This window comes from Actinobacillus porcitonsillarum (genome assembly GCF_003101015.1).
GTDB lineage: Bacteria > Pseudomonadota > Gammaproteobacteria > Enterobacterales > Pasteurellaceae > Haemophilus_A > Haemophilus_A porcitonsillarum.
Window position 1 is genome coordinate 361,070 of sequence record NZ_CP029206.1, and the last position, 25,018, is coordinate 386,087.

The following is a 25,018-nucleotide window of genomic DNA, read 5'->3' on the forward strand; positions in this document are numbered from 1 at the left end:
GCACTTAACACAACATTTGGAGCGCAGATTATCTTAGATAGCGTTATTAATCTAAAAATGGCAAAACTTTTTACAAATCAGACCGCTTTCAAATTATTGTGCAATATCGAATGTTAAAGTCGCATAATGTTTGGCTTTTTGACATTGTGCCGGATCTTTAAATGGTACATCGTAAACAACAGATGCCTTCCAGAAACCTGCTTTCAACGGAATAATATCCACTGTGCCATCTTCGCCTGTTACATCAGAAAACGCTTGAGCTTCAACTTTATGCGTGTGATGGTTGTCGCTATTATCAAAACCTTTGAAGGTTGCTGTGAGTGTAGCATCCGCAAGGGGTTCGCCTTGATATAACACAACCACTTTAAAGCGTTCTCCCACTTTGATATTAGCAGGGTTTTCCATTGGCACTATTTCCAATTCGTGCCCAACCACTTCAGCAACAGAGGCTTTATCCGCCACATTTCCGATATTAATGATATTTTTGCCGTACATTGCTGTTTGCTCACAATAACTGGCGTTTGGCGTGTTTTTCATATCGGCTTGCTTCCAACCTTCCGCATTTTTAGACCAAAATGTTGGCTTATATTCTGCGGCTAAAACATAGCTTCCTTCTTTTATAGGAGCTTTGCTTTCAAAGTGATAATTTTTATCGCCTTTTTGTGCGAGTTGCTGCTTCCCTTCGCTATTTACCAACACCATTCCTTTATCAAAGAAGTGAAGACGTTTTTCAGAAATTTGTTCTAATGTCGGAAATTCTCCATAGCCGAGATCCGCTTTTAAAATTTCATTCGGTTTTGTCGGCTCACTTTGTACCCAAACCCGATGCGCTTGTGCCGAAAATGCCACAGAACAAATCGCTGTTGCCAATAGTAGTTTTTTCATTTGCTTTCCTTATCTTTGCCGTGCTTTGAAACGTGGATTGCTTTTACAAATCACATAAAGTTTGCCTTTGCGGCGTACAACCTTACAATCTTGATGACGTGTTTTTGCACTTTTTAATGAATTTAAAATTTTCACATTGTCTCCTTTTATTTACGAGTAACGAGGCTCGCCATACCTTTAAATTTATCACTGAACTTACTTGCTCGCCCTTCGGTATTGGCTTCACGGCGTTTACCGGTATAAACCGGATGAGACGCTGAAGAGGTATCTAACGGATAAAATGGATACTCTTTACCATCTGTCCATACCATTGTCTTTGTTGTTGCCGCACAAGAGCGAATAACCCAACCCTGCTGAACAGAGCCGTCATAAAATAATACCTCACGATAATTTTCAGGATGAATACCTTTTTTCATTTTGTCCCCTAAATAATAACCATTATTAAATTATGGAAATATCATACAGGAAAGATTTTTTATTTCAATAATTTTTTTATGGTTTTATAAAAGATTTTAATTTTGAGAGATTGATCGCGTTATTCCGTACATTTTTATGTTAGGCTATAGCTACTTGATTGGTAATAAGGAAAACTTTATGGCTCAACAACCTTTTCTCATTGCACCTTCGATTTTATCTGCAAACTTAGCCAAGTTAGGCGAAGATGTAAAAAACGTCCTCGAGGCTGGAGGGGATATTATTCATTTTGATGTCATGGATAATCACTTTGTTCCTAATTTGACCTTCGGTCCAGCAATTTGTCAGGCATTACGTGATTATGGTATTACCGCTCCGATTGATGTTCATTTAATGGTTAAACCGATTGAACGTCTCATTCCGGAATTTGCTAAAGCGGGGGCGAACTACATTACGTTCCACCCTGAAGCAACGGATCATATCGACCGTAATTTACAACTGATCCGTGAATTAGGCTGTAAAGCCGGATTAGTATTCAACCCTGCAACACCACTACATTATCTTGACTATGTAATGGATAAAGTCGATATGATTTTATTGATGGGGGTAAATCCCGGCTTTGGCGGACAAAAATTTATTCCGGCAACATTAAATAAATTACGCGAAGTCCGTAAACGTATTGATGCGAGCGGATTAAGCATTCGTTTAGAAGTTGATGGCGGCGTGAAAATTGACAATATTGCTGAAATTGCAGAAGCCGGCGCAGATACTTTTGTTGCGGGTTCAGCTATCTTTGATTTGCCGGATTATAAAGCCGTCATTGATAAAATGCGTGCGAAATTAGCAACAATCTAACCCGTTTTTGATTAAATTCTAGAAAATTTTAGTCTTTCAAACGGCTTTTAATGGATAAACCTCAGACATAATGGTAGAATACTAAGGCTTTTTGCTTACACCCTGTAAGTAAACCTTTTAACTAGTGTATTTTAAAATTGCCTGGTTTGACCTTGCTTATTGGGCTTGAATTTCGCAAAATTTAGATTACACTAATTAACTCTCGCATTAAGCGATTTTATATAGGAAACAAAACATGAGCATTGAAGAACGCGTAAAAAAAATTATCGTTGATCAATTAGGTGCAGACGCTGCACAAGTTAAACCTGAAGCTTCATTCATCGAAGATTTAGGCGCTGACTCTTTAGACACAGTTGAGTTAGTAATGGCTTTAGAAGAAGAATTCGATATCGAAATTCCAGATGAAGAAGCTGAAAAAATCACAACTGTTCAATCAGCGATTGACTACGTGACAAAAGCTAACGCATAATAAAAAGTGAGGCGGTATAAACCGCCTTATTTTTTATCTTTTCTAACTAAAATAAACAAACCTCATACATTTTATCAATCACTTCCTCTAAATAGCATTTTCATTATTTTCCTTACTTTTTTATAACTACTATGCCATGCCTACAATAAACAAAAAGCACTTATCATACATGATAAGTGCTTTTACTAATAAAATTCTTAAGATTATTTCAATCCTAATTTTTTTTCAAGGTAGTGGATGTTTGTTCCACCTTTACGGAAATTCTCATCTGCCATAATTTGATGATGGAGTGGAATATTTGTTTTAATACCATCCACAATAGTTTCTGATAAAGCATTTTCCATACGGCGAATAGCAATATCACGATTTTCAGCAAAAGTAATCAATTTACCAATCATTGAATCATAATGTGGTGGTACTGAATAGCCTGCGTAAATATGAGAATCCCAACGAACACCTAAACCACCCGGCACGTGTAAACGATTGATTTTACCCGGAGAAGGCAAGAAGGTATTTGGATCTTCAGCATTGATACGACATTCCATCGCATGACCTTTCACTTTAATATCATCTTGTGTGATAGAAAGCGGTAGGCCAGCTGCAACACGGAGCTGCTCTTTTACTAAATCAACGCCGGTAATCATCTCTGTAACAGGGTGTTCAACTTGCAAACGGGTATTCATTTCAATGAAATAGAATTCACCATTTTCAAATAAGAATTCAAAAGTACCTGCACCACGATAGCCAATTTCACGACACGCATTCGCACAACGTTCACCGATAAATTTACGTAACTCAGGTGTAATTCCCGGAGCTGGTGCTTCTTCAACCACTTTTTGGTGACGGCGTTGCATTGAACAGTCACGCTCTGCTAAATAAACAGCATTACCATGTGTATCGGCTAACACTTGGATTTCGATATGGCGTGGATTTTCAAGGTATTTTTCCATATACACCATATCATTATTAAATGCTGCTTTCGCTTCAGCTTTCGTCATTGCGATGGATTCTTCAAGATCTTTCTCGTTATAAACCACACGCATACCACGACCACCGCCGCCGCCCGATGCTTTAATAATCACCGGATAGCCAATGCGTTTTGCAATTTCTTTATTTTTTCTTGCATCGTTACCCACCGGACCATCAGAACCCGGAACACAAGGTACACCTGCTTTTTTCATTGCATTGATGGCTGAAACTTTATCGCCCATTAAACGGATAACATCTGCAGTCGGACCAATAAAGATAAAACCTGATTTTTCTACCTGCTCGGCAAAATCTGCATTTTCAGATAAGAAACCGTATCCAGGGTGGATAGCATCTGCACCTGTTACTTCCGCTGCCGCAATGATAGCCGGAATATTTAAATAACTTTTTACTGATGGCGCTGGACCAATACAAACCGTTTCATCAGCTAATAGTACGTGTTTTAACTCACGGTCTGCCGTAGAATGAACCGCAACCGTTTTAATACCTAACTCTTTACACGCACGTAAAACTCGCAACGCAATTTCGCCACGATTGGCAATGACCACTTTTTCTAACATTGCTTGTTCCTTTTGGAAATGACTTTATTTTCCTACGATAAAACTAGGAAACTTAAATTATTCAATAATTACTAATTTTTGATCAAATTCAACCGCTTGTCCGTCATTCACAAGAATTGCTTTAACAACACCAGCTTTATCTGATTCAATTCGGTTCATCATTTTCATTGCTTCAACAATACAAAGTGCATCGCCAACTTTTACTTGCTGACCAACTTCAATAAATGGTTTCGCATCTGGGCTAGGGCTACGATAGAAAGTTCCCACCATTGGAGAAAGTACAGCGTGTCCAGACACTTCTGATGATGAAGCTGTCGTTTCAACTGCTGATATAGCTTGTGGTGCAGGAGCTGCCGGTGCTACAGTCTGTTGTGGAGCTGCAACATATTGTACCGTTGCTGGAGAAGCAACCGGTGCAGCACGACTAATACGTACTGTACCTTCTTCTTCAGAAACTTCTAATTCTGTGATACCTGATTCTTCAACTAATTCGATTAATTTTTTAATTTTGCGAATATCCATAGTGAAATTCCGTTATGTGAGACAAAAATAGACCGCCCGCTTATAAAGATAAGCAGACGGATAATCAAGATGTGCGTAGATTACCCGATTTTCGCTAATTTTGCGAATAAAATCTTACAAATTTAACGATTTTATAAGAACTTAGACCACTTGAAAATAGATTGATTCCAACAAATAAACAAAAAGGCTCATCTTTCGATGAGCCCTCTTTCGCTTTCATAGCGTCAAATAATCAATCTAATTATTTGATAATTTTCGCTACAACGCCCGCACCTACTGTACGACCACCTTCACGAATCGCAAAACGTAAACCTTCGTCCATCGCGATTGGGTGGATTAAGCTTACTGTCATTTTGATGTTATCGCCTGGCATTACCATTTCCACGCCTTCCGGTAACTCGATTGTACCTGTTACGTCAGTTGTACGGAAATAGAATTGTGGACGGTAACCTTTGAAGAATGGAGTATGACGACCACCTTCTTCTTTTGATAATACGTAAACTTCTGATTCGAAGTCTGTGTGTGGTGTGATTGTACCTGGTTTCGCTAATACTTGACCACGTTCGATTTCTTCACGTTTTGTACCACGTAATAACGCACCTACGTTCTCACCCGCACGACCTTCGTCTAATAATTTACGGAACATCTCAACACCAGTTACTGTTGTTTTCGTCGTTTCTTTGATACCTACGATTTCAACTTCTTCACCTGATTTGATGATACCACGCTCAACACGACCTGTTACTACTGTACCACGACCTGAAATTGAGAATACGTCTTCGATTGGTAATAAGAATGGTTTATCAATCGCACGCTCTGGCTCTGGGATGTATGTATCTAAGTGGTTTGCTAACTCAAGAATTTTCTCTTCCCACTCCGCTACGCCGTTTAACGCTTGTAACGCTGAACCACGTACGATTGGTGTATCATCACCTGGGAAATCATATTGTGAAAGAAGTTCACGAACTTCCATCTCAACTAATTCTAATAACTCTTCGTCATCTACCATGTCGCATTTGTTTAAGAATACGATGATGTATGGTACACCTACTTGGCGACCTAATAAGATGTGTTCACGAGTTTGTGGCATTGGGCCATCTGTCGCTGCTACTACTAAGATAGCACCGTCCATTTGTGCCGCACCCGTGATCATGTTTTTAACATAGTCCGCGTGTCCTGGGCAGTCAACGTGTGCGTAGTGACGTGTTGCTGTATCGTACTCAACGTGTGAAGTGTTGATGGTGATACCACGCGCTTTTTCTTCTGGCGCGTTATCGATTTGGTCGAATGCACGAGCTGCACCACCGAAGTGTTTCGCTAATACAGTTGTGATCGCTGCTGTTAAAGTTGTTTTACCATGGTCAACGTGGCCGATTGTACCCACGTTAACGTGCGGTTTTGTACGTTCAAATTTTTCTTTAGACATTTTTAAAAAGTCCCTCTAAACAAACACGGTTACGATGGTACTTTACCACATTAACCAAATGTAGAAATTAATTACTAACTGTTTCAAGGAAAAGATGAAGATAGAAAAGGTAAGTGGTGCTGATAGGCGGATTTGAACCGCCGACCTCACCCTTACCAAGGGTGCGCTCTACCAACTGAGCTATATCAGCGTTTGGAGCGGGCAGCGGGAATCGAACCCGCATCATTAGCTTGGAAGGCTAAGGTAATAGCCATTATACGATGCCCGCTGTTCTAAATTCGTCTGTCCCATAGGAATTCAATTAAAGAAATGGTGGAGGGAGAAGGATTCGAACCTTCGAAGGCTGAGCCAACAGATTTACAGTCTGCCCCCTTTGGCCGCTCGGGAATCCCTCCACGATAATTGAATACTCGTTTACGCTAAGCTAGAATGGTGCCGACTACCGGAATCGAACTGGTGACCTACTGATTACAAGTCAGTTGCTCTACCTACTGAGCTAAGTCGGCGTTGCGTTGTCGTAAGCAAGTGATGTGCATTATAGGGATTTTTAAAAACCGTGCAAGCATTTTTTTCAAAAAATTTAAAAAAAACGCTCTTTCGATTATTTAATGATCCAAATGTTGAATTTTTGTAACTTTTTAGGCTTTTTCTTTGAATAAAATCCCCTAAAATCCCTTTTATATTGTATAGTTCGCACCATTATATTTGCGAATAAACCGCAACGTTTTCATTACAAAACAGAGATTTTGGCCATGAGCCTTGAAAAAAATAACAAAATAACGCCTTTTTTAACTTTTAATCGTGAACAATGGGCTGAACTTCGGAAATCGGTGCCATTAAAACTCACAGAACAAGATTTAAAACCTTTATTGGGATTTAACGAAGATCTTTCTTTAGAAGAAGTACGCACGATTTATTTACCGCTTGCCCGTTTAATTAACTACTATATAGAAGAAAACTTAAAGCGTCAGACAGTATTACATCGCTTCCTTGATGTTGAATCGCCTAAGGTTCCTTATATTATTAGTATTGCAGGAAGCGTATCGGTCGGGAAAAGTACCTCTGCACGTATCTTACAAGCACTGCTTTCGAATTACCCTAACGAGCGTAAAGTCGACTTAATTACCACGGATGGCTTTCTTTATCCATTAAAAACATTAGTCGAGAAAAATTTACTCAAACGCAAAGGCTTCCCTGAGTCTTATGATATTCACCGTTTAATTGAATTTGTTTCCGATCTAAAATCAGGTAAAACACAAGTCAAAGCGCCTATTTATTCGCATTTGACCTACGATATTGTTCCGGATCAATTTAATGTTGTTGAACAACCTGATATTGTGATTTTAGAAGGCTTAAATGTTTTACAAAGTGGCATGAATTATCCTTCTAGCCCACACAATGTCTTTGTTTCTGATTTTGTGGATTTCTCTATTTATGTTGATGCAGATGAAGATCTCTTAAAACAGTGGTATATTGATCGCTTCTTGAAATTTCGCCGAAGTGCATTTTCCGATCCAAATGCTTACTTCCACCACTATTCAAAACTTTCGGAAGATGAGGCGATACAAACCGCTTCAACTATCTGGGATGAGATTAATGGGCTAAATCTCAAAAAGAATATTTTACCAAGCCGTGAGCGTGCGAACCTGATTTTAGAAAAAGGGGAAAACCATGCCATTCAAACGGTGAAACTGCGTAAATAATTTTGTAAAAATATCACTAAAAACAACCGCTTATACGATGAAAAAGAAATTATTACTTCCTTTAATTATCTTCTTAGCACTTGCCATTACTCTAATGGTTCAATTAACCCGAAATGCGCAAGGTGAAGATCCGAAAAAATTAGAATCCGCTTTAATTGGCAAAAGCGTTCCTGCTTTTAATTTAGAATCCGTACAAGATGAAAAACAATTCATCGACCAAAATGTACTTAAAACAGGTTCGCCACGTTTATTAAATGTTTGGGCAACTTGGTGTCCGACTTGCTATGCGGAACACGAATACCTAACGCTTTTAGCGAAACAAGGGGTTGAAATTGTTGGTGTTGATTATAAAGATGAACGCCCTAAAGCCATGAAATTTCTGATGACTTATGGCAATCCTTATAAAGCGATCATTTACGATCCAAAAGGTTCGTTAGGCTTAGATCTTGGCGTATATGGCGCACCTGAAACCTTTATTGTGGATGGTAATGGTATTATTCAATACCGCCACGCCGGTGATGTGAATGAGCGAGTATGGAATGAAGTGTTAAAACCGATTTATGAAGGGTTAAAGTAAATGTTACCATTCAAACCATATAGACATAGAAAAAATAATGATTACTTAAAAGAATATAATATTATAAATAGTACTGTTGGAATCCTTGCCATTACAGCCATAATTACAGGTATTCTAACAAATGCTTTTATATTAAAATATTTAAAAGAAATAGATTCCTCTGAGTTATTTATAGAATCTATTTCTAATAATTTCTCAGCAATTTTTATTCCTATATCAATAGTTATTTTTTACTCTCTATTCTTAATGAATTCACTACCAATTAGATCATTTTTTGCAGTAAAGAGAAACAACAACTACTCAAAAAATAGACTCTATATAGAAATAATCTGTTTAATGGAAATAATTTTCATTCCATTAATATCTATAGTATTAATAAAAGGGGGATGGGAATTATTAATTATAACATTACCTATAATATCAACATATTTTTTCCTACTTCATTCTATAAGACAGTCAATCGAATTTTTTCCATATTTTTGTTTTACCATATCTATTTTTCTTATATCTCCGATTATAATCATAATATTTGATGGGGATATCAATAATCTAACTATAGAGAAAATGGCATTTCTCTATTTTATTTTTATGGGGTTTAGTTTTTTTCTAAATAATACGTATCTGCTAAATATAAAGAAACATAAAAGAGCTCCTGTCCGTTTTTACCTATTATCATCCGTTACCATTATATTTGCTGTTTCTACATCGCCATTTGAGATTTTTAAAATAGATATTGTGAGAAATTCATTGAGATCTATTGGCATTATAGATAATAATAGTAAGACTTATTTTATAGAAAAAACATTTATACAAAAGTCCCTTAAAAACACACATAGTCTAACTAATACTAAACCAACAAATACAGAGCAATACAAAGCTTACTGTGGTAAAATTTACTGGAAAAGTAATACTGAAGTTGTCTTTAAACAAATGAATGATAATGAGTATATTAGGATTCCTAAAGACAAAGTATATGAATTTCAGGGAAAACACATTTTGTGTGAGATAGATTTTTTAATCACTAAGTAATAGATTATTATTTAATATGAAAAAACAACTATACATTCTACTTTTTGCCAATTCTCTTACCCTCGCTGCCCCTGTGGAATTCAACCAATTCGATAATCCACAACAAGAAGCAGATTATAAAACGCTCATCGCAGAGCTACGCTGTCCGCAATGTCAAAATAATAACATTGCAGATTCCAATGCGACCATTGCAACCGATATGCGAGCAAAAACGTTGGAATTGCTGAAACAAGGGAAAAGCAAAGACGAAGTCGTTTCTTATATGATTGAGCGATATGGCAATTTTGTGACCTATAATCCTCCAATCACGCCTGCGACTATTTTGCTGTGGGTAATGCCTGTCTTGCTGATTTTATTTGGTATCGGGCTGATTTTAAGCCGTAAGAAAAAGACACAAGCGGTCGAAAATCGACAATCTGTTGCAAAATCAACAATCGATCAAGCCCGTTTAGACAAAATTCTGAATAAGGACGAAAAATGACATTTTGGATCATCATTGCTGTTATTACTCTTATTGTTTGCCTCGTAGGTTTTTACCCTTTATTCAGAAAAAATACACTCGAGGCAACACACCAACGTGACCTGTTAAATAAAACGTTTTATCTGCATCGTTTAAAAGAGACAGAACGTGAGGTTGATGAAGGTATTATTGAAGATCATTCGCAAACCCAACTTGAGCTTCAACAAAGTTTATTAGAGGATATTCCTGAAACGGCGACAGCCCCTTCAGAAAGTAAAACGGTAATCCATAAAGCATGGTTTATTCCCCTTTTTATTGGGGTTGCCGCAATCAGTACCGCCTCTTATTTTACCGTAGGTTCATGGCAGGCAACTTCAATGATTGAGATGACGCATAAAAAACTCGACTATTTTTATGAGCGTATTAAAGATGAAGAAACCAATCCGCTTTCAGAAGCAGAACTCAATCAGTTTGCCATTGCCTTACGAGCGGAGCTACAAGAAAATCCGACCAATGCCAAAGGTTGGTTTATGCTCGGTCAGGTTGGCATGGCAAAAGATGATGGACAACTTGCTTATGAAAGCTATGGTAAAGCTGCTCAACTTGAGCCCAAAAATTTGCAATATAAGTCAAGCTACGCCCAACTTTTAATGCTTTCGCAAGATAAGGCGGATAAAGAAAAAGGGAAAGTCTTACTCAAAGAGTTGATTCGTGAAGATCATACAAATTTAGATGCATTAAGTATGTTAGCTTTTAATGCCTTTGAGGAAGAAGATTTTAAAATGGCTGCCATGACTTGGGGTATGATGTTAAAGCTGATCCCCGAAGATAACCCTAGACGAAAAACCGTTGAAAAGAGCATTGATATGGCAATGCAAATGATGAAAGCGCAGGAAACGCCACCTCCTGCACCAGAGAAAAAATAATCATAGGCGGAAATCTTTTCCGATATTATGTAGCAGTTGTACAAACCTTAATTTTTGTAGGGTGGACGTAAGTCCACGCATTAAGATCATTATTTTAAGCGTGGACTTACGTCCACCCTACGCGACTTCTTAAAAATTAACTTTTATGCAAATACTACATAATACCGATCTTTTCCGCCTCATTTTTAACTGCAAAAGAAGTAAGAAAAATGACCGCTTTAAGTAAAGATAAATTAAAAATTGGTTTAGTTTCCGTCTCAGATCGTGCCTCTCAAGGCATCTATCAAGACCAAGGCATTCCTGAATTACAAGCATGGTTAGAAAGCGCTTTGACCGCCCCTTTTGAGGTTGAAACCCGCTTAATTCCTGATGAACAAGCCGTTATTGAGCAAACACTCATTGAGCTTAGTGATAAACATGCTTGCCACTTAATTCTTACCACAGGTGGAACAGGCCCGGCAAAACGTGATGTTACGCCCGATGCAACCCTTGCCATTGCAGATCGTGAAATGCCCGGTTTTGGTGAGCAGATGCGTCAAGTGAGCCTACACTTTGTCCCTACGGCAATTTTATCTCGCCAAGTCGGTGCTATTCGTGGCGAAACGTTAATCTTAAATCTCCCAGGGCAACCGAAAGCCATTAAAGAGACGCTTGAGGGCGTAAAAGATGAGCAAGGCAAGACCTTAGTCCGTGGCATTTTTGCTGCTGTGCCTTACTGTTTACAGCTCTTAAGTGAAATTTATATCGAGACAGACCCAACGGTTTGTGAGAGCTTTAGACCCAAATCAGCAAGAAGATAAATACGCATGACATTAAGATCGCTATTTTATGGTTTATTCGGGCTGTGGCTCTCTACTGCTGCCCTTGCGGATACAGCAACCTCACCAAAAGAGGTAACTTCAAATTTGCAAAATTCCACTGAAAAAGAACCGCTTTTCAAAGACGGGAAAGGCTTTTATACCTATAAAAAGCCGTTAAACATTACACTACCTAAAGATGGAAAAGTGTTAATCCAATACTTTTATCAATATGGTTGTGAAGTCTGCTCCCATGGTTTGGATTATCTCAAGCTGTACGCAGAACGAAATAAAGATAAGGTAATTTTGCAATACTCGCCGAGTTTTGCGAAAGGCAATGCGTTTACCGGGAAAATGCATGCGACTTTTTCGGAATATGGTCGCCCTGAATTAAGTGAACTCTATTTATTTGACAGCCTTGATCGTAAAGATAAAGAGAGCCTGACAGAGAATAATGAGGCAATCCAACGTTGGCTCAAGCGAAATGGTATTGATATTGCTAAGTTCTACCAACTCTTTACGTCAGCTCAAGTTGAAAAACGTATGGAGCAAGATCTAAGCGTTTATCGTCAATACGAACCGCCACCCTTTACACCCATTGCGGTTTTAAATGGTCACTATGTGTTATTAAAAAATACACTGTATAACGATGACTATACTTATGCGGTGTTAGATTTTTTAGTCGAAAAATTACAACAAGAAAAATAAGAGGAAAAACATGAAAAGTAAAATTGGAATTATTGGCGCAATGCCTCAAGAAATTGAAATTTTGCGTAGTCTGATGATCGAGCCTAAATTAACCGAAATTGCCGGTTGTAAAATTTTTGAAGGTAAAATCAATAACCGTAACGTTGCGCTATTACAATCCGGCATCGGTAAAGTTGCTGCTGCAGTCGGCACGACATTACTATTAGAACTTGCCAAACCGGATATGATTATTAACACAGGCTCAGCCGGTGGATTAGATCGCCAATTAAATGTGGGCGATATCGTGATTTCAAATGAAGTCCGCCATCATGATGTAGATGTAACCGCCTTTGGCTATGAAAAAGGACAACTGCCTGCTAACCCTGCAGCCTTCTTACCGAATATGCAATTAGTGGAAGTTGCCCAAAAAGAAGCACAAAAAGCAGGAACCAATGCAGTTATCGGTCTTATTTGTAGCGGTGATGCATTTATCAATGGTGCAGAAAAACTTGATCAAATTTGTTGCGATTTCCCAACCGTTGCTGCCGTTGAAATGGAAGCAGCCGCCATTGCACAAGTGTGCCATGCCTTTGGTGTACCATTTGTTGTTGTGCGCGCCATTTCTGATGTTGCAGACAAAGCTTCTCATCTTTCTTTTGATGAGTTCTTACCGCTTGCGGCAGAAAAATCCTCTGAAATTGTACTTGCTATGTTAAATACATTAAATTAGTACTTCTATCTTCAGAAATTTACAAAACTTTATGCAAAATTGACCGCTTATTCTCACATTTTTACGCCAAGTTTTGTAAAATAACCCAACTGAATACCACTACGTTATGTAGTGGTCTTTTTGATCGATCAATTTATTATTTTTTATGACGAATTCAACTCCCAATATTGGTTTTATTAGTCTCGGTTGCCCTAAAAATTTAGTGGATTCCGAGCGTATTTTGACTGAACTCCGTTCAGATGGTTATAACATTATTCCAAGCTATGAAGGTGCGGATCTTGTGATTGTAAACACTTGCGGCTTTATTGACAGTGCCGTGCAAGAATCACTAGAAAGCATTGGCGAAGCCCTAGAAGCTAATGGCAAAGTGATTGTAACAGGCTGTTTAGGTGCGAAAGAAAATCAGATTCGTGAAGTACATCCTAAAGTTCTAGAAATTACCGGCCCACATAGCTATGAAGCGGTCATGAAGCACGTTCACAAATACGTGCCTAAACCAGAATACAATCCGTATGTGAATTTAGTACCAAAACAAGGTGTTAAATTAACACCTAAACACTATGCCTATTTAAAAATTTCGGAAGGCTGTGATCACCGTTGTACGTTCTGTATCATTCCTTCTATGCGTGGGGATTTAGATAGCCGTTCTATCGTTCAAGTTTTAGATGAAGCAAAACGTCTTGTGGATTCTGGTGTAAAAGAGTTATTGATTGTTTCACAGGATACTTCTGCTTACGCCTTAGATAAGAAAAAAGAAGAAGGCACCAAAACCGTGTTCTGGAATGGCATGCCAATCAAAAATAATCTTATCACGCTTTGTGAGCAATTAGGCTCAATGGGCGTGTGGGTTCGTTTACATTATGTTTACCCTTACCCACATGTAGATGACCTTATTCCACTGATGGCGCAAGGCAAAATTTTGCCTTACTTGGATATTCCGCTACAACACGCAAGTCCAAAAATTCTAAAAGCGATGAAGCGTCCCGGTTCCATTGAACGAACGCTAGAACGTATTAAAAAATGGCGTGAGATTTGCCCTGAACTAACATTGCGCTCAACATTTATCGTTGGTTTCCCGGGGGAAACAGAAGAAGATTTCCAAATGTTATTAGACTTCTTAAAAGAAGCGCAATTAGACCGTGTTGGTTGCTTTAAATTCAGCCCTGTTGAAGGTGCTGTGGCAACAGAAATGGCAGACCAAGTACCAGAAGACGTTAAAGAAGAACGCTTCCACCGTTTTATGCAATTACAACAAGAGATATCAGCACAACGTCTACAACAAAAAATCGGTAATACATTAGCCGTGATTGTTGATGAAATTGATGATGAGGGCATTATTGGCCGTTCAATGGCAGATGCGCCTGAAATTGACGGCGTAGTCTATGTCGATAATCTTTCAGAAATGGAAGTTACGGTAGGACAAATTATTTCTGTAACAATTACCAACGCAGATGAATATGATCTGTGGGGAACTTGCTAAATATTATAAGGACTTATTATGTCAGAAAATAACAAACCAAGCGTGATTCGCTTTGAAAAAGCTGTAGAAACAAAAAATTATGAAGAGGCTTGTAGTCAATTGCTTGCTATATTAAGTCAAATTGATAGCAACTTTGGTGGCATCCAAGACATTGAAATCAACATTCCTGAGCAATTAACTAACTTAGAAAAAGAACGCACAGTATATTTCTGTACTCGTATGGCTGTAGCTATAACTCAATTATTTGAAGATCCTAAGTTAGAAATTTCAGACTCAGGAGCACAACGCTTTTTTAGTTTACAACGTTGGATCGGCTTAATTTTTGCTAGTTCTCCTTATGTTAACGCCGATCATATTTTACGCTCCTATAACAAAAGCGTAAATGAACAAGATATAAACAGTATTCAAATCGATGCAAGCAAGTCTGCATTGATAAAATTCTGCATCATGTATCTACCCGAATCAAATATCAATTTGAACTTAGATACTATTTGGCAAATGAATCCTCTAATCTGTGCATCATTATGCTTTGCTCTACAGTCTCCTCGTTTTATTGGTACTCCAGCCGCATTTGGGAAACGTGCAGCTATTCTACAGTGGTTTCCAGAAAAACTAGCTCAGTTTCAAAATTTAAACCATATTCCGAGCAGTATCTCTCATGATGTGTATATGCATTGTAGTTACGATATTTCACCAAATAAACATGACGTTAAAAAAGCACTCAATCAGGTAATTCGTCGCCATTTACTTGAAAGCGGATGGACTGATAGAAATATTCAACATATTGGCTATAAAGATGGAAAAGCCGTTATGGTAGTACTCTTGGAGCATTTTCATTCGGCTCATTCAATTTATCGTACTCATTCAACATCAATGGTTGCAGCCAAAGAACATTTTTACCTAATTGGCTTGGGCGGCAAAGCGGTAGACAAAGCTGGACAAGATGTTTTTGATGAATTTCACCTTATCCAAGGTAATAATATTTTTGAGAAATTAACATTCATTAAAAATCTTTGTGAACAACATGGAGCATCAATATTTTATATGCCAAGTATTGGTATGGACTTATTACCTATTTTTGCAAGCAATACTCGCTTAGCACCAATTCAAGCGATTGCATTAGGACACCCTGGTACAACTCACTCTGATTTTATTGAATATGTTATTGTAGAAGATGATTACGTTGGATCTGAAGAATGTTTTAGCGAGACCCTATTACGTTTACCTAAAGATGCGTTACCTTATGTGCCATCTGCACTTGCACCAACAAATGTAGAATATCGTTTACGTGAAAATCCTGAAGTAGTAAATATTGGTATCGCTTCAACAACAATGAAGTTAAATCCATATTTCTTAGAGGCACTAAAAGCAATTCGAGATCGTGCAAAAGTAAAAGTCCATTTCCATTTTGCATTAGGTCAATCAAATGGAATTACGCATCCTTATGTAGAACGATTTATTAAAAGCTATCTAGGAGATAATGCAACTGCACATCCGCATTCACCATATAACCATTATCTATCAATCTTACATAACTGCGATATGATGGTAAATCCATTCCCATTTGGAAATACTAACGGCATTATCGATATGGTAACGTTAGGTTTAGTGGGTATTTGCAAAACCGGCCCTGAGGTGCACGAACATATTGATGAAGGATTATTCAAACGATTAGGCTTACCAGAGTGGCTTATCGCGAATACTGTTGATGAATATGTAGAAAGAGCAATCCGTTTAGCAGAGAATCATCAAGAACGTTTAACATTACGCCGTCATATTATTGAGAATAATGGACTGAACACACTCTTTAGTGGTGATCCTCGTCCAATGGGGCAAGTATTCTTAGCAAAATTAAAAGAATGGGCTAAAACAAATAAAATTAAGCTAGAGATTACATCGAAAGAAACTCCAAAAGAAAAGCCTCGATCAACAAAGGCTAAAACAACGGCTAAAAAAACAACTGTTAAAAAGGATTCTTCTTCAAAAGAAACAACTAAAAAGCCCAAAAAGAAATAGGTAAATACCTTATAATAAGCTATTCACTAAAGCACCAAATACATTTGGTGCTTTTTTACTCCTATAAAGAATGTAAAACAAGCAAAGAAATATCATCAATTAGAACTTCTTAAAGAAAAATTCGTCTTAGTAATGCATTTAATGCATATCAAAAATCATTGATGAGGTATTTTATATGAAAAAAGTAACCACAATTATTACTGTATTAGCAATGGCAGTGGGACTATCTGCTTGCAACGGATTAAGTAAAAGCCAACGTAATACAGCTATCGGCGCAGCAATTGGTGGCGTAGCTGGAAATATGATTGGTAACTCAACCGGTGCAACATTAGGTGGTGCCGCACTTGGTGGCGTCATTGGAAGCCAAATCAACAAATAACACAAAGCCGTTTGAATCGCTCAAACGGCTTTTTTATTGCAAAAAATTAAACAAATTTAACCGCTTATTCCCAATAAAAAACCTAGTCAAATTTGACTAGGTTTTTAAACTTAATTGCGGTTAATAATTAGAAACGATAACCTACACTTGCACCACCCATATAGTGACCAGAGTTATTCACACTACCCGTCACTTTTAAGATGATTTTACCGTTATCTGATACTTTCGAATAACCTAATGCTAATGCAGAAGATCCACGGTAAGTACCACCACCTACAGCTAACAAGCTATCGCTTGGATTATATGCCTGAACAAGAGAACCAATCGCAACAGCTCCAGCAATACCACTACGTAGTTTCTTATCTACAGAGTGAATTCTATTATTTACTTTACCAATTGCATCATCTAATTGATTCATATTTGCAGCATCGTTCGTCCCAACACGACCTGGCGCAACATTTGTGATACGCTTATTATTCATATCAATACCATTCGCATTGATTGATGGACCATTAGCGATATTCACTTCATCAGCAGTCACTGACTTCGCTGTAACTGAGCTAAATGTTGGTGTATCTGATGTTGCAATATTGATATTTTTGCCTGAACCGCTAATTACAATATTACGTCCCGCATTTACCGATACAGTATCTCCAGCTTTAACTTTATCGCCACCGGTGTAGCCACTTGCATTACCATTAGTACCTTCTACTTTGCCAGCTTTAACCGCCCAAGAAGCATTATTTACTGCTTTAGCGACATCGCCTGCTGTTGCCACTTTGGTTTCATCGCCAGAAGTAACTTCCACTTGGCCATTAGAATTTGTACTAATATCTCCTGTAACAACTTCTAAACCATTTGAACCGTTACGGATTGTTGCACCATCAGTTTTCACTGAAATATCGTAGTTATTGCCTGATGATACTACAGCGATAGAACCATCTTTTGAGGAAACCGTTGTCTTAGATGCTGTAATAGTGTCTGTTAATTGTTTCACATTAACTGCATCAGTATCCGCAGTCCCCTCTGCAACACCAGTAATTTTCGTATTACCAGCATTAATGCCATTTGCATCAATATTTACGGTATCGCCTACTTTAAACGTATCGACAGCAATATCTTTTGCAAGATCAACGGTAAACTCTTTACCACCTGTGCTATTAGTACTTTCACTCACAACAATATTGCTACTTCCTGCTTTCACAGTTTCTTCTTTCGCAAGTTGTTTCTTCGTGTCCGCATCTAAATCCAACATATACGTTGTTGTATAGTTGTCTGCATCTGTTGTTGCCGTAACAGTTAAACCAGAGTCAGCTTTTGCTTCTACAACAGATTTATCTGCATTTACAGTGTAAATAGATTGACCGTTATTACCTGTTTCTGAAGTAACAGTTGTATTTTTACCTGCAACGACTTCTGTTTTAGCGGCTTTCGCGGCTTCTTGTACTTGGTATAACTGGCTACCATTTACTGCATCTGTGCTAGTTGATGAAATATCACCTGCTGCCACACCAGTGATTTTTTGGTCACCAGCATTGATACCTGATTTAGTAACGCTTGGTCCACCATTAATGGTTAAACCATTGCTGTTTAACACCGTATCGCCCGCCGTAATCGTATTTACAACAAGATCTTTCGACGTCGCGACCGTGTACACCGTTTGACCGTTTGTACCCGTTTCTGAACTTACCTGAATATTCTCGCCTTCTTTCACTTCGGTCTTCGCCGCTTTAGAGGCATTGTTAATCGCGTTCGCAACATCGCCTGCTGTCGCAAAACTGTTGCCGGTATCACCCGCTGTAACATTACCATCTGTCGTGGTTAAGTTCGTGGTCTTGATATCAAAGGTAATATTACCGTTGTCATTACGAGCCGTCGTCCCCGTTCCGTTTACAAAACCAACATCATTATTGTCTTTGCTAATGGTTTCAACATTGACTCCATTCACGCTTGTTGTGAATGTTTGTAATGCACTGTCTGCCACGGTTTGTACCGAGTATAGCTGACTACCATTGACCGCATCTTGGCTATCCGCTGATACTGTTCCATTGGTTACATTGGTAATTTTATTATCCGCCGCATCAATACCACTTGTCGTAATACTTGGACCATTGTTAATGGTTAAACCTGTACTGTTTAATACCGTATCGCCTGCCGTAATCGTATTTATAACGAGATCTTTCGACGTCGCGACCGTGTACACCGTTTGACCGTTTGTACCCGTTTCTGAACTTACCTGAATATTCTCGCCTTCTTTCACTTCGGTCTTCGCCGCTTTAGAGGCATTGTTAATCGCGTTCGCAACATCGCCTGCTGTCGCAAAACTGTTGCCGGTATCACCCGCTGTAACATTACCATCTGTCGTGGTTAAGTTCGTGGTCTTGATATCAAAGGTAATATTACCGTTGTCATTACGAGCCGTCGTCCCCGTTCCGTTTACAAAACCAACATCATTATTGTCTTTGCTAATGGTTTCAACATTGACTCCATTCACGCTTGTTGTGAATGTTTGTAATGCACTGTCTGCCACGGTTTGTACCGAGTATAGCTGACTACCATTGACCGCATCTTGGCTATCCGCTGATACTGTTCCATTGGTTACATTGGTAATTTTATTATCCGCCGCATCAATACCACTTGTCGTAATACTTGGACCATTGTTAATGGTTAAACCTGTACTGTTTAATACCGTATCGCCTGCCGTAATCGTATTTACAACGAGATCTTTCGACGTCGCAACCGTGTACACCGTTTGACCGTTTGTACCCGTTTCTGAACTTACCTGAATATTCTCGCCTTCTTTCACTTCGGTCTTCGCCGCTTTAGATGCATTGTTAATCGCATTCGCTACATCACCTGCTTTCGCAAAACTATCGCCTGTCGCATCGCCTGCTGTTACGTTGCCTGCTGCATCTGCTGTTAAGGTTGTCGTCTTGATATCAAAAGTAATGTTACCACTGTCATTACGTGCGGTTGTACCTGTACCGTTTACAAAACCAACATCGTTGTTATCTTTGCTGATGGTTTCTACATTTACTCCATTCACGCTTGTCGTGAAAGTTTGGAGCGCACTTTCTGCCACGGTTTGTACCGAGTATAGCTGACTACCATTGACCGCATCTTGGCTATCCGCTGATACTGTTCCATTGGTTACATTGGTAATTTTATTATCCGCCGCATCAATACCACTTGTCGTAATACTTGGACCATTGTTAATGGTTAAACCTGTACTGTTTAATACCGTATCGCCTGCCGTAATCGTATTTACAACGAGATCTTTCGACGTCGCAACCGTGTACACCGTTTGACCGTTTGTACCCGTTTCTGAACTTACCTGAATATTCTCGCCTTCTTTCACTTCGGTCTTCGCCGCTTTAGATGCATTGTTAATCGCATTCGCTACATCACCTGCTTTCGCAAAACTATCGCCTGTCGCATCGCCTGCTGTTACGTTGCCTGCTGCATCTGCTGTTAAGGTTGTCGTCTTGATATCAAAAGTAATGTTACCACTGTCATTACGTGCGGTTGTACCTGTACCGTTTACAAAACCAACATCGTTGTTATCTTTGCTGATGGTTTCTACATTTACTCCATTCACGCTTGTCGTGAAAGTTTGGAGCGCACTTTCTGCCACGGTTTGCACTGAATATAACTGGCTACCATTTACCGCATCTTGACTATCCGCTGATAGCGTTCCATTAGTTACATTGGTAATTTTGTTATCCGCTGCATCAATACCATTTGTAGTGATACTCGGACCGTTGTTAATCGTTAAACCATTACCATTTAATACCGTACCGCCTGCCGTTACGCTCGTAAACGTTGGGTTCGCTGACGTTGATACATTGTAAATCGTTTGACCGTTTGTACCTGTCGCACTCGTTACTTCAATGTTGTCGCCCGCTTCTACTTCCGTTTTCGCCGCTTTAGATGCATTGTTAATCGCATTCGCTACATCACCTGCTTTCGCAAAACTATCGCCTGTCGCATCGCCTGCTGTTACGTTGCCTGCTGCATCTGCTGTTAAGGTTGTCGTCTTGATATCAAAAGTAATGTTACCACTGTCATTACGTGCGGTTGTACCTGTACCGTTTACAAAACCAACATCGTTGTTATCTTTGCTGATGGTTTCTACATTTACTCCATTCACGCTTGTCGTGAAAGTTTGTAATGCACTGTCTGCCACGGTTTGCACTGAATATAACTGGCTACCATTTACCGCATCTTGACTATCCGCTGATAGCGTTCCATTAGTTACATTGGTAATTTTGTTATCCGCTGCATCAATACCACTTGTAGTGATACTCGGACCGTTGTTAATCGTTAAACCATTACCATTTAATACCGTACCGCCTGCCGTTACGCTCGTAAACGTTGGGTTCGCTGACGTTGATACATTGTAAATCGTTTGACCGTTTGTACCTGTCGCACTCGTTACTTCAATGTTGTCGCCCGCTTTCACTTCCGTTTTCGCCACTTTAGATGCATTGTTAATCGCATTCGCTACATCGCCTGCTTTCACAAAACTATCGCCTGTCGCATCGCCTGCAGTTACGTTGCCTGCTGCATCTGCTGTTAAGGTTGTCGTCTTGATATCAAAAGTAATGTTACCATTGTCATTACGTGCGGTTGTACCTGTACCATTCACAAAACCAACATCGTTGTTGTCTTTTGTAATCGTTTCAACAGGTGTTCCGTTCACGCTTGTCGTAAAGTTTTGAATTGCTGTATCTGCTTTTGCTAATTGATCTTTAGTTGTTTGGCTTAAATCTACCGCATAATCCGTTACGCCATTCGCATCTTTTGTGCCCGCCGTGACAGTTACTGCATTTGATCCTGCACTTGCAGTGGTTTTTTCCGCATCAACTTTATAAACAGTCTCGCCATTAGTTCCTGCGATTGGTGTTACCGTTGTATGGTTACCTGCTTCAACAGATACCCCTTTAGGTAATGCACTTGCATTAACAGTAAGTTTGCCGTCACTGCCTACATTGATCGTTTTACCATCTACATTAACATCAAAGCTAACATTCGCACCCGTTACATTAGATACCGTACCACTACCATTCACGAAATTAACTTGATCACCAAATTTAATTTGTGCGGTTTCCGTACCTACGTTGTTACCGACTTTCCAATAACCTTTACCAATTGCATCCGCCACATCTTGCGTTGTAGCCACACCATTAGTTGCTGATGAAACAACGCCATTATTTGTTGCCAATGTTCCTTGAGTTAGGCTCACTTTATAATCGGTTACTGTTGCATTTCCGACTGTTTTTGAGCCATTTGCCGCAACAGTTAATAAGCTACTATCTGTTGAAACGCTTGCGCTAGTATCGTCTGCATTAATGGTATAAGTTGTACCATCTGCACCTGTGGTATTAGTAACTGTTGTATTTTTACCTGCAACCACTTTAGTGGTATTAGCTTTTAACTGCGACACATTCACCGCATCTGTATCATCTGTACCAGCCTCCACATTCTGGACTTTGTTACCGCCCATATCTACAGTTTGTGTACCATCAACCATAATGCCGCCTTGGAAGACAGATTCACCTGCGACAGATAGCTCACCGCCTACAGAAATACCACCTGTTGAATTTACACTGCTAAACGTTGGACTTTCTGCAATTTGAACTTCTACTTTATCCTGAGTGACCACGGTTTTAACATTCGCAGAGCTATAAGTACCAGACGTAGAAGCATCACCACTAATATTTAATGTCGAACCAAGTTGTTGTTCTGTCGTTCCTGTATTACCCGCAAAAGTAAGAGGGCGATTAGCTAATGCGGCAGTTGCATTTAGTTGTTGTAAATTAACCGCATCGGTTGGATTTGTACCATTAGCAAGATTAGTAATTTTGCCATTTGTCATATCAAGATTACCACCTATCGTTGCATCCCCTGTTGTAGTAAGCATTGTAAAGGTTGGCGTCATTGATGTAGCGACAGTAATGTTATTACCTGATTTTGTGACAAGGATATTATCACCTTGTTTAAAGTTTACTGTATCGCCTGATTTAACAAATGAATTCGTTGCCCCATTCGCTTGTAAATTAAAGCCTGTATTGTTAACCGCGTTTACTACATCAGCAGCAGTAGCCAAACCTGCTGTTGTACCAGATACCGCTGCAACACCATTTGCTGACGTAATAGCTTGGTTTACTACATTAAAGACAACTTTTGAGCTATTTGCACCATCCGTCACGCTCGCGGTAGTATAAGTGCCGTTGGCAAAGTTGATGATATTGTTATTATTAATACGCGATTTCGCCGTACCATTTTCTTGAATATTAAAACCAACATTAGTTACCACATTATAAAGCTGGCTACCGTTGATCGCTTCCGTAGATGTTGCTGTTACCGCCCCAGCTGCGAGATTAATAATTTTGCGCTGATATGTACCATTACCAACAGAAACAACAGAGTCTGCTTTATCTTTTTGAGCGCTAGCTGCAACAGTTGAGCCTGCATCATTTGCAAAGTTATAGCTTAAAGTTGTAGCTGGAACTGATGTGCCCGTTATGGAATTATTACCCAATGCAACTGAACCAGCTAATGTCGCATTTGCATTTGCACCAATAGCAGTACTATTTTCAGCGGTAGAGGCATTTGCACTAGGACCAATAGCTGTTGAGTAATTTGTATTAGCTTTTGACTGAGCACCAATTGAAACTGCGCTTGTTGCATTTGCACTTGAGCTTGAACCAATCGTAATAGCACGTGCTCCCGTTGCATTTGAGTAAGAACCAAATGCCATTGAGAATTTACCTGTCGCATTTACTCCATTACCAATAGCAACCGTACTTGTAGAAGAAAGCGTGCTATTTACCGTACCATCCGCATTTAAGACTTGTTTACCAGAGGTAGTAGCATGACCAATCGCAATAGAAGAATCGCTTAATGCCTTAGAATTAAAACCGGTTGCAATAGAATTTTGCTCAGAGGCAGCAGCATTAAGACCTGTGGCTATTGCTCGATCTCCTGTAGCCGTTGCGTTCATACCTATAGCAATGGTTTGCCCCTTAGTTGCTTGTGCATTCAAACCTGTCGCAATAGCTTGTCCACCACTTGCTGTCGCATTTGCACCGATTGATGTTGCGTTGGCACCACTAGCTTTAGCATCTACACCGATAGCTGTCGTAAAGTCAGCCACCGCTGAACTATTAATACCCAGAGCTGTAGAACTATTGCCACTTGATGTTGAGTTTACCCCTCCGGCAAAACTACCAATACCAGAAGCATTTGAGAATGTACCTAAAGCAGTTGCGCCTTCTGCTACAGCTAAAGCATTAGAACCATATGCCGAAGAAAAATTGCCCGTTGCTTTTGCTAAAGAACCCACTACAACAGCAGCATGTCCACTTGCTGTAGGTGATACATAAGCAGAATTACCGTTACCTTCAATAGTAAATGTTTTGCCTGCAACGGTGTAACTTGTTGCTGTACCAATATCATCCCCACCAATAACAATTGAACCATATCCTGAAGCATTTGCATTATTACCAATTGCGGTACTTTGAGGTCCGCTTGCATTAACTGAAGATCCTAATGCAACGCCTTGAGCGCCTGAAGCCTTTGCTTCTGTACCTAATGCTACTGATGTTTCTCCACTGGAAGTTGAATTAAATCCATAAGCTGAAGATAAATACCCACTTGCAGTTGAGTTTGAACCAACCGCAGTAGTATCTCTATAAATTGCAGCTGAAGCACCTCTACCTATTGCTATTGCATTAAGTTGTGTCGCTGTAGAACCAACTCCAATTGCAATTGAGTTTAGTCCTGTTGCCGAACCGCCATCCCCGGTATATGCTCCCCATGCATTCGCAGATAAACCTAATAATACAGATAAAGTACCTATCGACCATAAACTCTTATCTGAACGATTTACTTCTACACTAACTTCAGATGTTGTTGATGATTTTACCCTGCCCTTTGCTAATTCAGATACAGCAACCCATGTTTGAGTAGATTGGTTCCAAATTACTCTAAAAATTTGATTCATTAAATTTCTCTTCCTCTATAAAACAGCAAAATATTGCATTGTCTCGTTTTTAATCAAATGGAGTGATTATAGTACATCAATGGTAAATAAGTTGTTGAATTATTAAAT

General features: G+C 39.2%; 20 protein-coding genes and 4 tRNA genes. 13 read left to right on the forward strand and 11 right to left on the reverse strand.

Annotation, left to right across the window (positions count from 1 at the left end):
- Positions 1-93: 93 nt before the first annotated feature.
- Genes DDU33_RS01825 through DDU33_RS01835 form a run of 3 tightly spaced genes read right to left on the reverse strand, consistent with a single transcriptional unit; the run spans position 94 to position 1,301 of the window.
- Positions 94-885, reverse strand: coding sequence for a DUF4198 domain-containing protein (locus DDU33_RS01825; RefSeq protein WP_005820687.1), 792 nt, complete (start codon positions 883-885; stop codon positions 94-96).
- A gap of 9 nt (positions 886-894) precedes the next feature.
- A complete protein-coding gene (gene ykgO, locus DDU33_RS01830) occupies positions 895-1,020 on the reverse strand; it encodes a type B 50S ribosomal protein L36 (RefSeq protein WP_005820685.1) in 126 nt (41 codons plus the stop codon).
- An 11-nt stretch (positions 1,021-1,031) separates the two neighbouring features.
- Positions 1,032-1,301 carry a type B 50S ribosomal protein L31 gene (locus DDU33_RS01835; protein WP_005820683.1) on the reverse strand — a complete coding sequence of 90 codons (270 nt, stop codon included), beginning with the start codon at positions 1,299-1,301 and terminating at the stop codon, positions 1,032-1,034.
- 178 nt (positions 1,302-1,479) lie between these two features.
- Here DDU33_RS01835 and rpe point away from each other — a divergent pair, with 178 nt between their 5' ends.
- Together rpe and acpP are read left to right on the forward strand one after the other, a co-directional pair.
- Positions 1,480-2,154: a ribulose-phosphate 3-epimerase gene (gene rpe / locus DDU33_RS01840; RefSeq protein WP_005820681.1), complete on the forward strand. Its 675-nt coding sequence runs from the start codon at positions 1,480-1,482 to the stop codon at positions 2,152-2,154.
- Between the two features lie 235 nt (positions 2,155-2,389).
- On the forward strand, positions 2,390-2,623 hold the full coding sequence (acpP, locus tag DDU33_RS01845; protein ID WP_005707420.1) for an acyl carrier protein: 234 nt from the start codon (positions 2,390-2,392) through the stop codon (positions 2,621-2,623).
- A 203-nt stretch (positions 2,624-2,826) separates the two neighbouring features.
- Here the strand turns inward: acpP and accC are convergent, their stop codons facing one another.
- The 7 genes from accC to DDU33_RS01880 all read right to left on the reverse strand — a co-directional run bounded on the left by accC (position 2,827) and on the right by DDU33_RS01880 (position 6,624).
- On the reverse strand, positions 2,827-4,170 hold the full coding sequence (gene accC, locus DDU33_RS01850) for an acetyl-CoA carboxylase biotin carboxylase subunit (RefSeq protein WP_005825402.1): 1,344 nt from the start codon (positions 4,168-4,170) through the stop codon (positions 2,827-2,829).
- A gap of 57 nt (positions 4,171-4,227) precedes the next feature.
- Positions 4,228-4,692 carry an acetyl-CoA carboxylase biotin carboxyl carrier protein gene (gene accB, locus DDU33_RS01855; protein ID WP_108922802.1) on the reverse strand — a complete coding sequence of 155 codons (465 nt, stop codon included), beginning with the start codon at positions 4,690-4,692 and terminating at the stop codon, positions 4,228-4,230.
- A 241-nt stretch (positions 4,693-4,933) separates the two neighbouring features.
- Positions 4,934-6,118 carry an elongation factor Tu gene (gene tuf / locus DDU33_RS01860; RefSeq protein ID WP_108922804.1) on the reverse strand — a complete coding sequence of 395 codons (1,185 nt, stop codon included), beginning with the start codon at positions 6,116-6,118 and terminating at the stop codon, positions 4,934-4,936.
- A 114-nt stretch (positions 6,119-6,232) separates the two neighbouring features.
- A tRNA-Thr gene (locus tag DDU33_RS01865) sits at positions 6,233-6,308 on the reverse strand.
- Between the two features lie 3 nt (positions 6,309-6,311).
- Positions 6,312-6,386 (reverse strand) — tRNA-Gly (locus tag DDU33_RS01870).
- 42 nt (positions 6,387-6,428) lie between these two features.
- A tRNA-Tyr gene (locus tag DDU33_RS01875) sits at positions 6,429-6,513 on the reverse strand.
- A gap of 35 nt (positions 6,514-6,548) precedes the next feature.
- Positions 6,549-6,624 (reverse strand) — tRNA-Thr (locus tag DDU33_RS01880).
- Between the two features lie 246 nt (positions 6,625-6,870).
- Between DDU33_RS01880 and coaA the strand changes: the two genes are divergently transcribed.
- From coaA to DDU33_RS01935, 11 genes are all read left to right on the forward strand, one after another.
- Complete coding sequence (gene coaA / locus DDU33_RS01885) at positions 6,871-7,821, forward strand: type I pantothenate kinase (RefSeq protein WP_005819493.1); 951 nt, start codon at positions 6,871-6,873, stop codon at positions 7,819-7,821.
- 37 nt (positions 7,822-7,858) lie between these two features.
- Positions 7,859-8,398 carry a DsbE family thiol:disulfide interchange protein gene (locus DDU33_RS01890; RefSeq protein ID WP_005819495.1) on the forward strand — a complete coding sequence of 180 codons (540 nt, stop codon included), beginning with the start codon at positions 7,859-7,861 and terminating at the stop codon, positions 8,396-8,398.
- Positions 8,399-9,427, forward strand: a complete 1,029-nt coding sequence (locus tag DDU33_RS01895) for a hypothetical protein (RefSeq protein ID WP_005819497.1) — start codon at positions 8,399-8,401, stop codon at positions 9,425-9,427.
- Positions 9,428-9,443: 16 nt separating this feature from the next.
- Positions 9,444-9,908 carry a cytochrome c-type biogenesis protein gene (locus tag DDU33_RS01900; protein WP_108922806.1) on the forward strand — a complete coding sequence of 155 codons (465 nt, stop codon included), beginning with the start codon at positions 9,444-9,446 and terminating at the stop codon, positions 9,906-9,908.
- Positions 9,905-10,813, forward strand: coding sequence for a c-type cytochrome biogenesis protein CcmI (gene ccmI / locus DDU33_RS01905; RefSeq protein WP_108922808.1), 909 nt, complete (start codon positions 9,905-9,907; stop codon positions 10,811-10,813). The genes DDU33_RS01900 and ccmI overlap by 4 nt, the downstream gene beginning before the upstream one ends.
- 209 nt (positions 10,814-11,022) lie before the next feature.
- Complete coding sequence (gene mog, locus DDU33_RS01910) at positions 11,023-11,613, forward strand: molybdopterin adenylyltransferase (protein WP_108922810.1); 591 nt, start codon at positions 11,023-11,025, stop codon at positions 11,611-11,613.
- Between the two features lie 6 nt (positions 11,614-11,619).
- The gene (locus tag DDU33_RS01915) at positions 11,620-12,318 is read left to right on the forward strand and encodes a thioredoxin domain-containing protein (RefSeq protein WP_108922812.1); all 699 of its coding nucleotides are present in this window, start codon (positions 11,620-11,622) and stop codon (positions 12,316-12,318) included.
- Between the two features lie 10 nt (positions 12,319-12,328).
- Entirely contained in the window at positions 12,329-13,027 is a 699-nt protein-coding gene (gene mtnN, locus DDU33_RS01920; protein WP_005821200.1) for a 5'-methylthioadenosine/S-adenosylhomocysteine nucleosidase, read from the forward strand.
- Between the two features lie 145 nt (positions 13,028-13,172).
- Entirely contained in the window at positions 13,173-14,507 is a 1,335-nt protein-coding gene (gene rimO, locus DDU33_RS01925) for a 30S ribosomal protein S12 methylthiotransferase RimO (protein ID WP_108922814.1), read from the forward strand.
- An 18-nt stretch (positions 14,508-14,525) separates the two neighbouring features.
- Entirely contained in the window at positions 14,526-16,523 is a 1,998-nt protein-coding gene (locus DDU33_RS01930) for a UDP-glucose:protein N-beta-glucosyltransferase (protein WP_005821204.1), read from the forward strand.
- A 175-nt stretch (positions 16,524-16,698) separates the two neighbouring features.
- Complete coding sequence (locus DDU33_RS01935; protein ID WP_005821206.1) at positions 16,699-16,902, forward strand: glycine zipper 2TM domain-containing protein; 204 nt, start codon at positions 16,699-16,701, stop codon at positions 16,900-16,902.
- A gap of 127 nt (positions 16,903-17,029) precedes the next feature.
- On the opposite strand, the gene DDU33_RS01940 is transcribed toward DDU33_RS01935, so the two are convergent.
- The gene (locus DDU33_RS01940) at positions 17,030-24,910 is read right to left on the reverse strand and encodes an ESPR-type extended signal peptide-containing protein (RefSeq protein WP_108922816.1); all 7,881 of its coding nucleotides are present in this window, start codon (positions 24,908-24,910) and stop codon (positions 17,030-17,032) included.
- Between the last annotated feature and the right edge of the window lie 108 nt (positions 24,911-25,018).

What these genes read in the sequence shown, in the direction of transcription:
- DDU33_RS01825 (WP_005820687.1), bottom strand. Translation starts at nt 885, where the DNA reads ATGAAAAAACTACTATTGGCAACAGCGATTTGTTCTGTGGCATTTTCG.
- DDU33_RS01835 (WP_005820683.1), bottom strand. Translation starts at nt 1,301, where the DNA reads ATGAAAAAAGGTATTCATCCTGAAAATTATCGTGAGGTATTATTTTAT.
- rpe (WP_005820681.1), top strand. Translation starts at nt 1,480, where the DNA reads ATGGCTCAACAACCTTTTCTCATTGCACCTTCGATTTTATCTGCAAAC.
- acpP (WP_005707420.1), top strand. Translation starts at nt 2,390, where the DNA reads ATGAGCATTGAAGAACGCGTAAAAAAAATTATCGTTGATCAATTAGGT.
- accC (WP_005825402.1), bottom strand. Translation starts at nt 4,170, where the DNA reads ATGTTAGAAAAAGTGGTCATTGCCAATCGTGGCGAAATTGCGTTGCGA.
- accB (WP_108922802.1), bottom strand. Translation starts at nt 4,692, where the DNA reads ATGGATATTCGCAAAATTAAAAAATTAATCGAATTAGTTGAAGAATCA.
- tuf (WP_108922804.1), bottom strand. Translation starts at nt 6,118, where the DNA reads ATGTCTAAAGAAAAATTTGAACGTACAAAACCGCACGTTAACGTGGGT.
- coaA (WP_005819493.1), top strand. Translation starts at nt 6,871, where the DNA reads ATGAGCCTTGAAAAAAATAACAAAATAACGCCTTTTTTAACTTTTAAT.
- DDU33_RS01890 (WP_005819495.1), top strand. Translation starts at nt 7,859, where the DNA reads ATGAAAAAGAAATTATTACTTCCTTTAATTATCTTCTTAGCACTTGCC.
- DDU33_RS01895 (WP_005819497.1), top strand. Translation starts at nt 8,399, where the DNA reads ATGTTACCATTCAAACCATATAGACATAGAAAAAATAATGATTACTTA.
- DDU33_RS01900 (WP_108922806.1), top strand. Translation starts at nt 9,444, where the DNA reads ATGAAAAAACAACTATACATTCTACTTTTTGCCAATTCTCTTACCCTC.
- ccmI (WP_108922808.1), top strand. Translation starts at nt 9,905, where the DNA reads ATGACATTTTGGATCATCATTGCTGTTATTACTCTTATTGTTTGCCTC.
- mog (WP_108922810.1), top strand. Translation starts at nt 11,023, where the DNA reads ATGACCGCTTTAAGTAAAGATAAATTAAAAATTGGTTTAGTTTCCGTC.
- DDU33_RS01915 (WP_108922812.1), top strand. Translation starts at nt 11,620, where the DNA reads ATGACATTAAGATCGCTATTTTATGGTTTATTCGGGCTGTGGCTCTCT.
- mtnN (WP_005821200.1), top strand. Translation starts at nt 12,329, where the DNA reads ATGAAAAGTAAAATTGGAATTATTGGCGCAATGCCTCAAGAAATTGAA.
- rimO (WP_108922814.1), top strand. Translation starts at nt 13,173, where the DNA reads ATGACGAATTCAACTCCCAATATTGGTTTTATTAGTCTCGGTTGCCCT.
- DDU33_RS01930 (WP_005821204.1), top strand. Translation starts at nt 14,526, where the DNA reads ATGTCAGAAAATAACAAACCAAGCGTGATTCGCTTTGAAAAAGCTGTA.
- DDU33_RS01935 (WP_005821206.1), top strand. Translation starts at nt 16,699, where the DNA reads ATGAAAAAAGTAACCACAATTATTACTGTATTAGCAATGGCAGTGGGA.
- DDU33_RS01940 (WP_108922816.1), bottom strand. Translation starts at nt 24,910, where the DNA reads ATGAATCAAATTTTTAGAGTAATTTGGAACCAATCTACTCAAACATGG.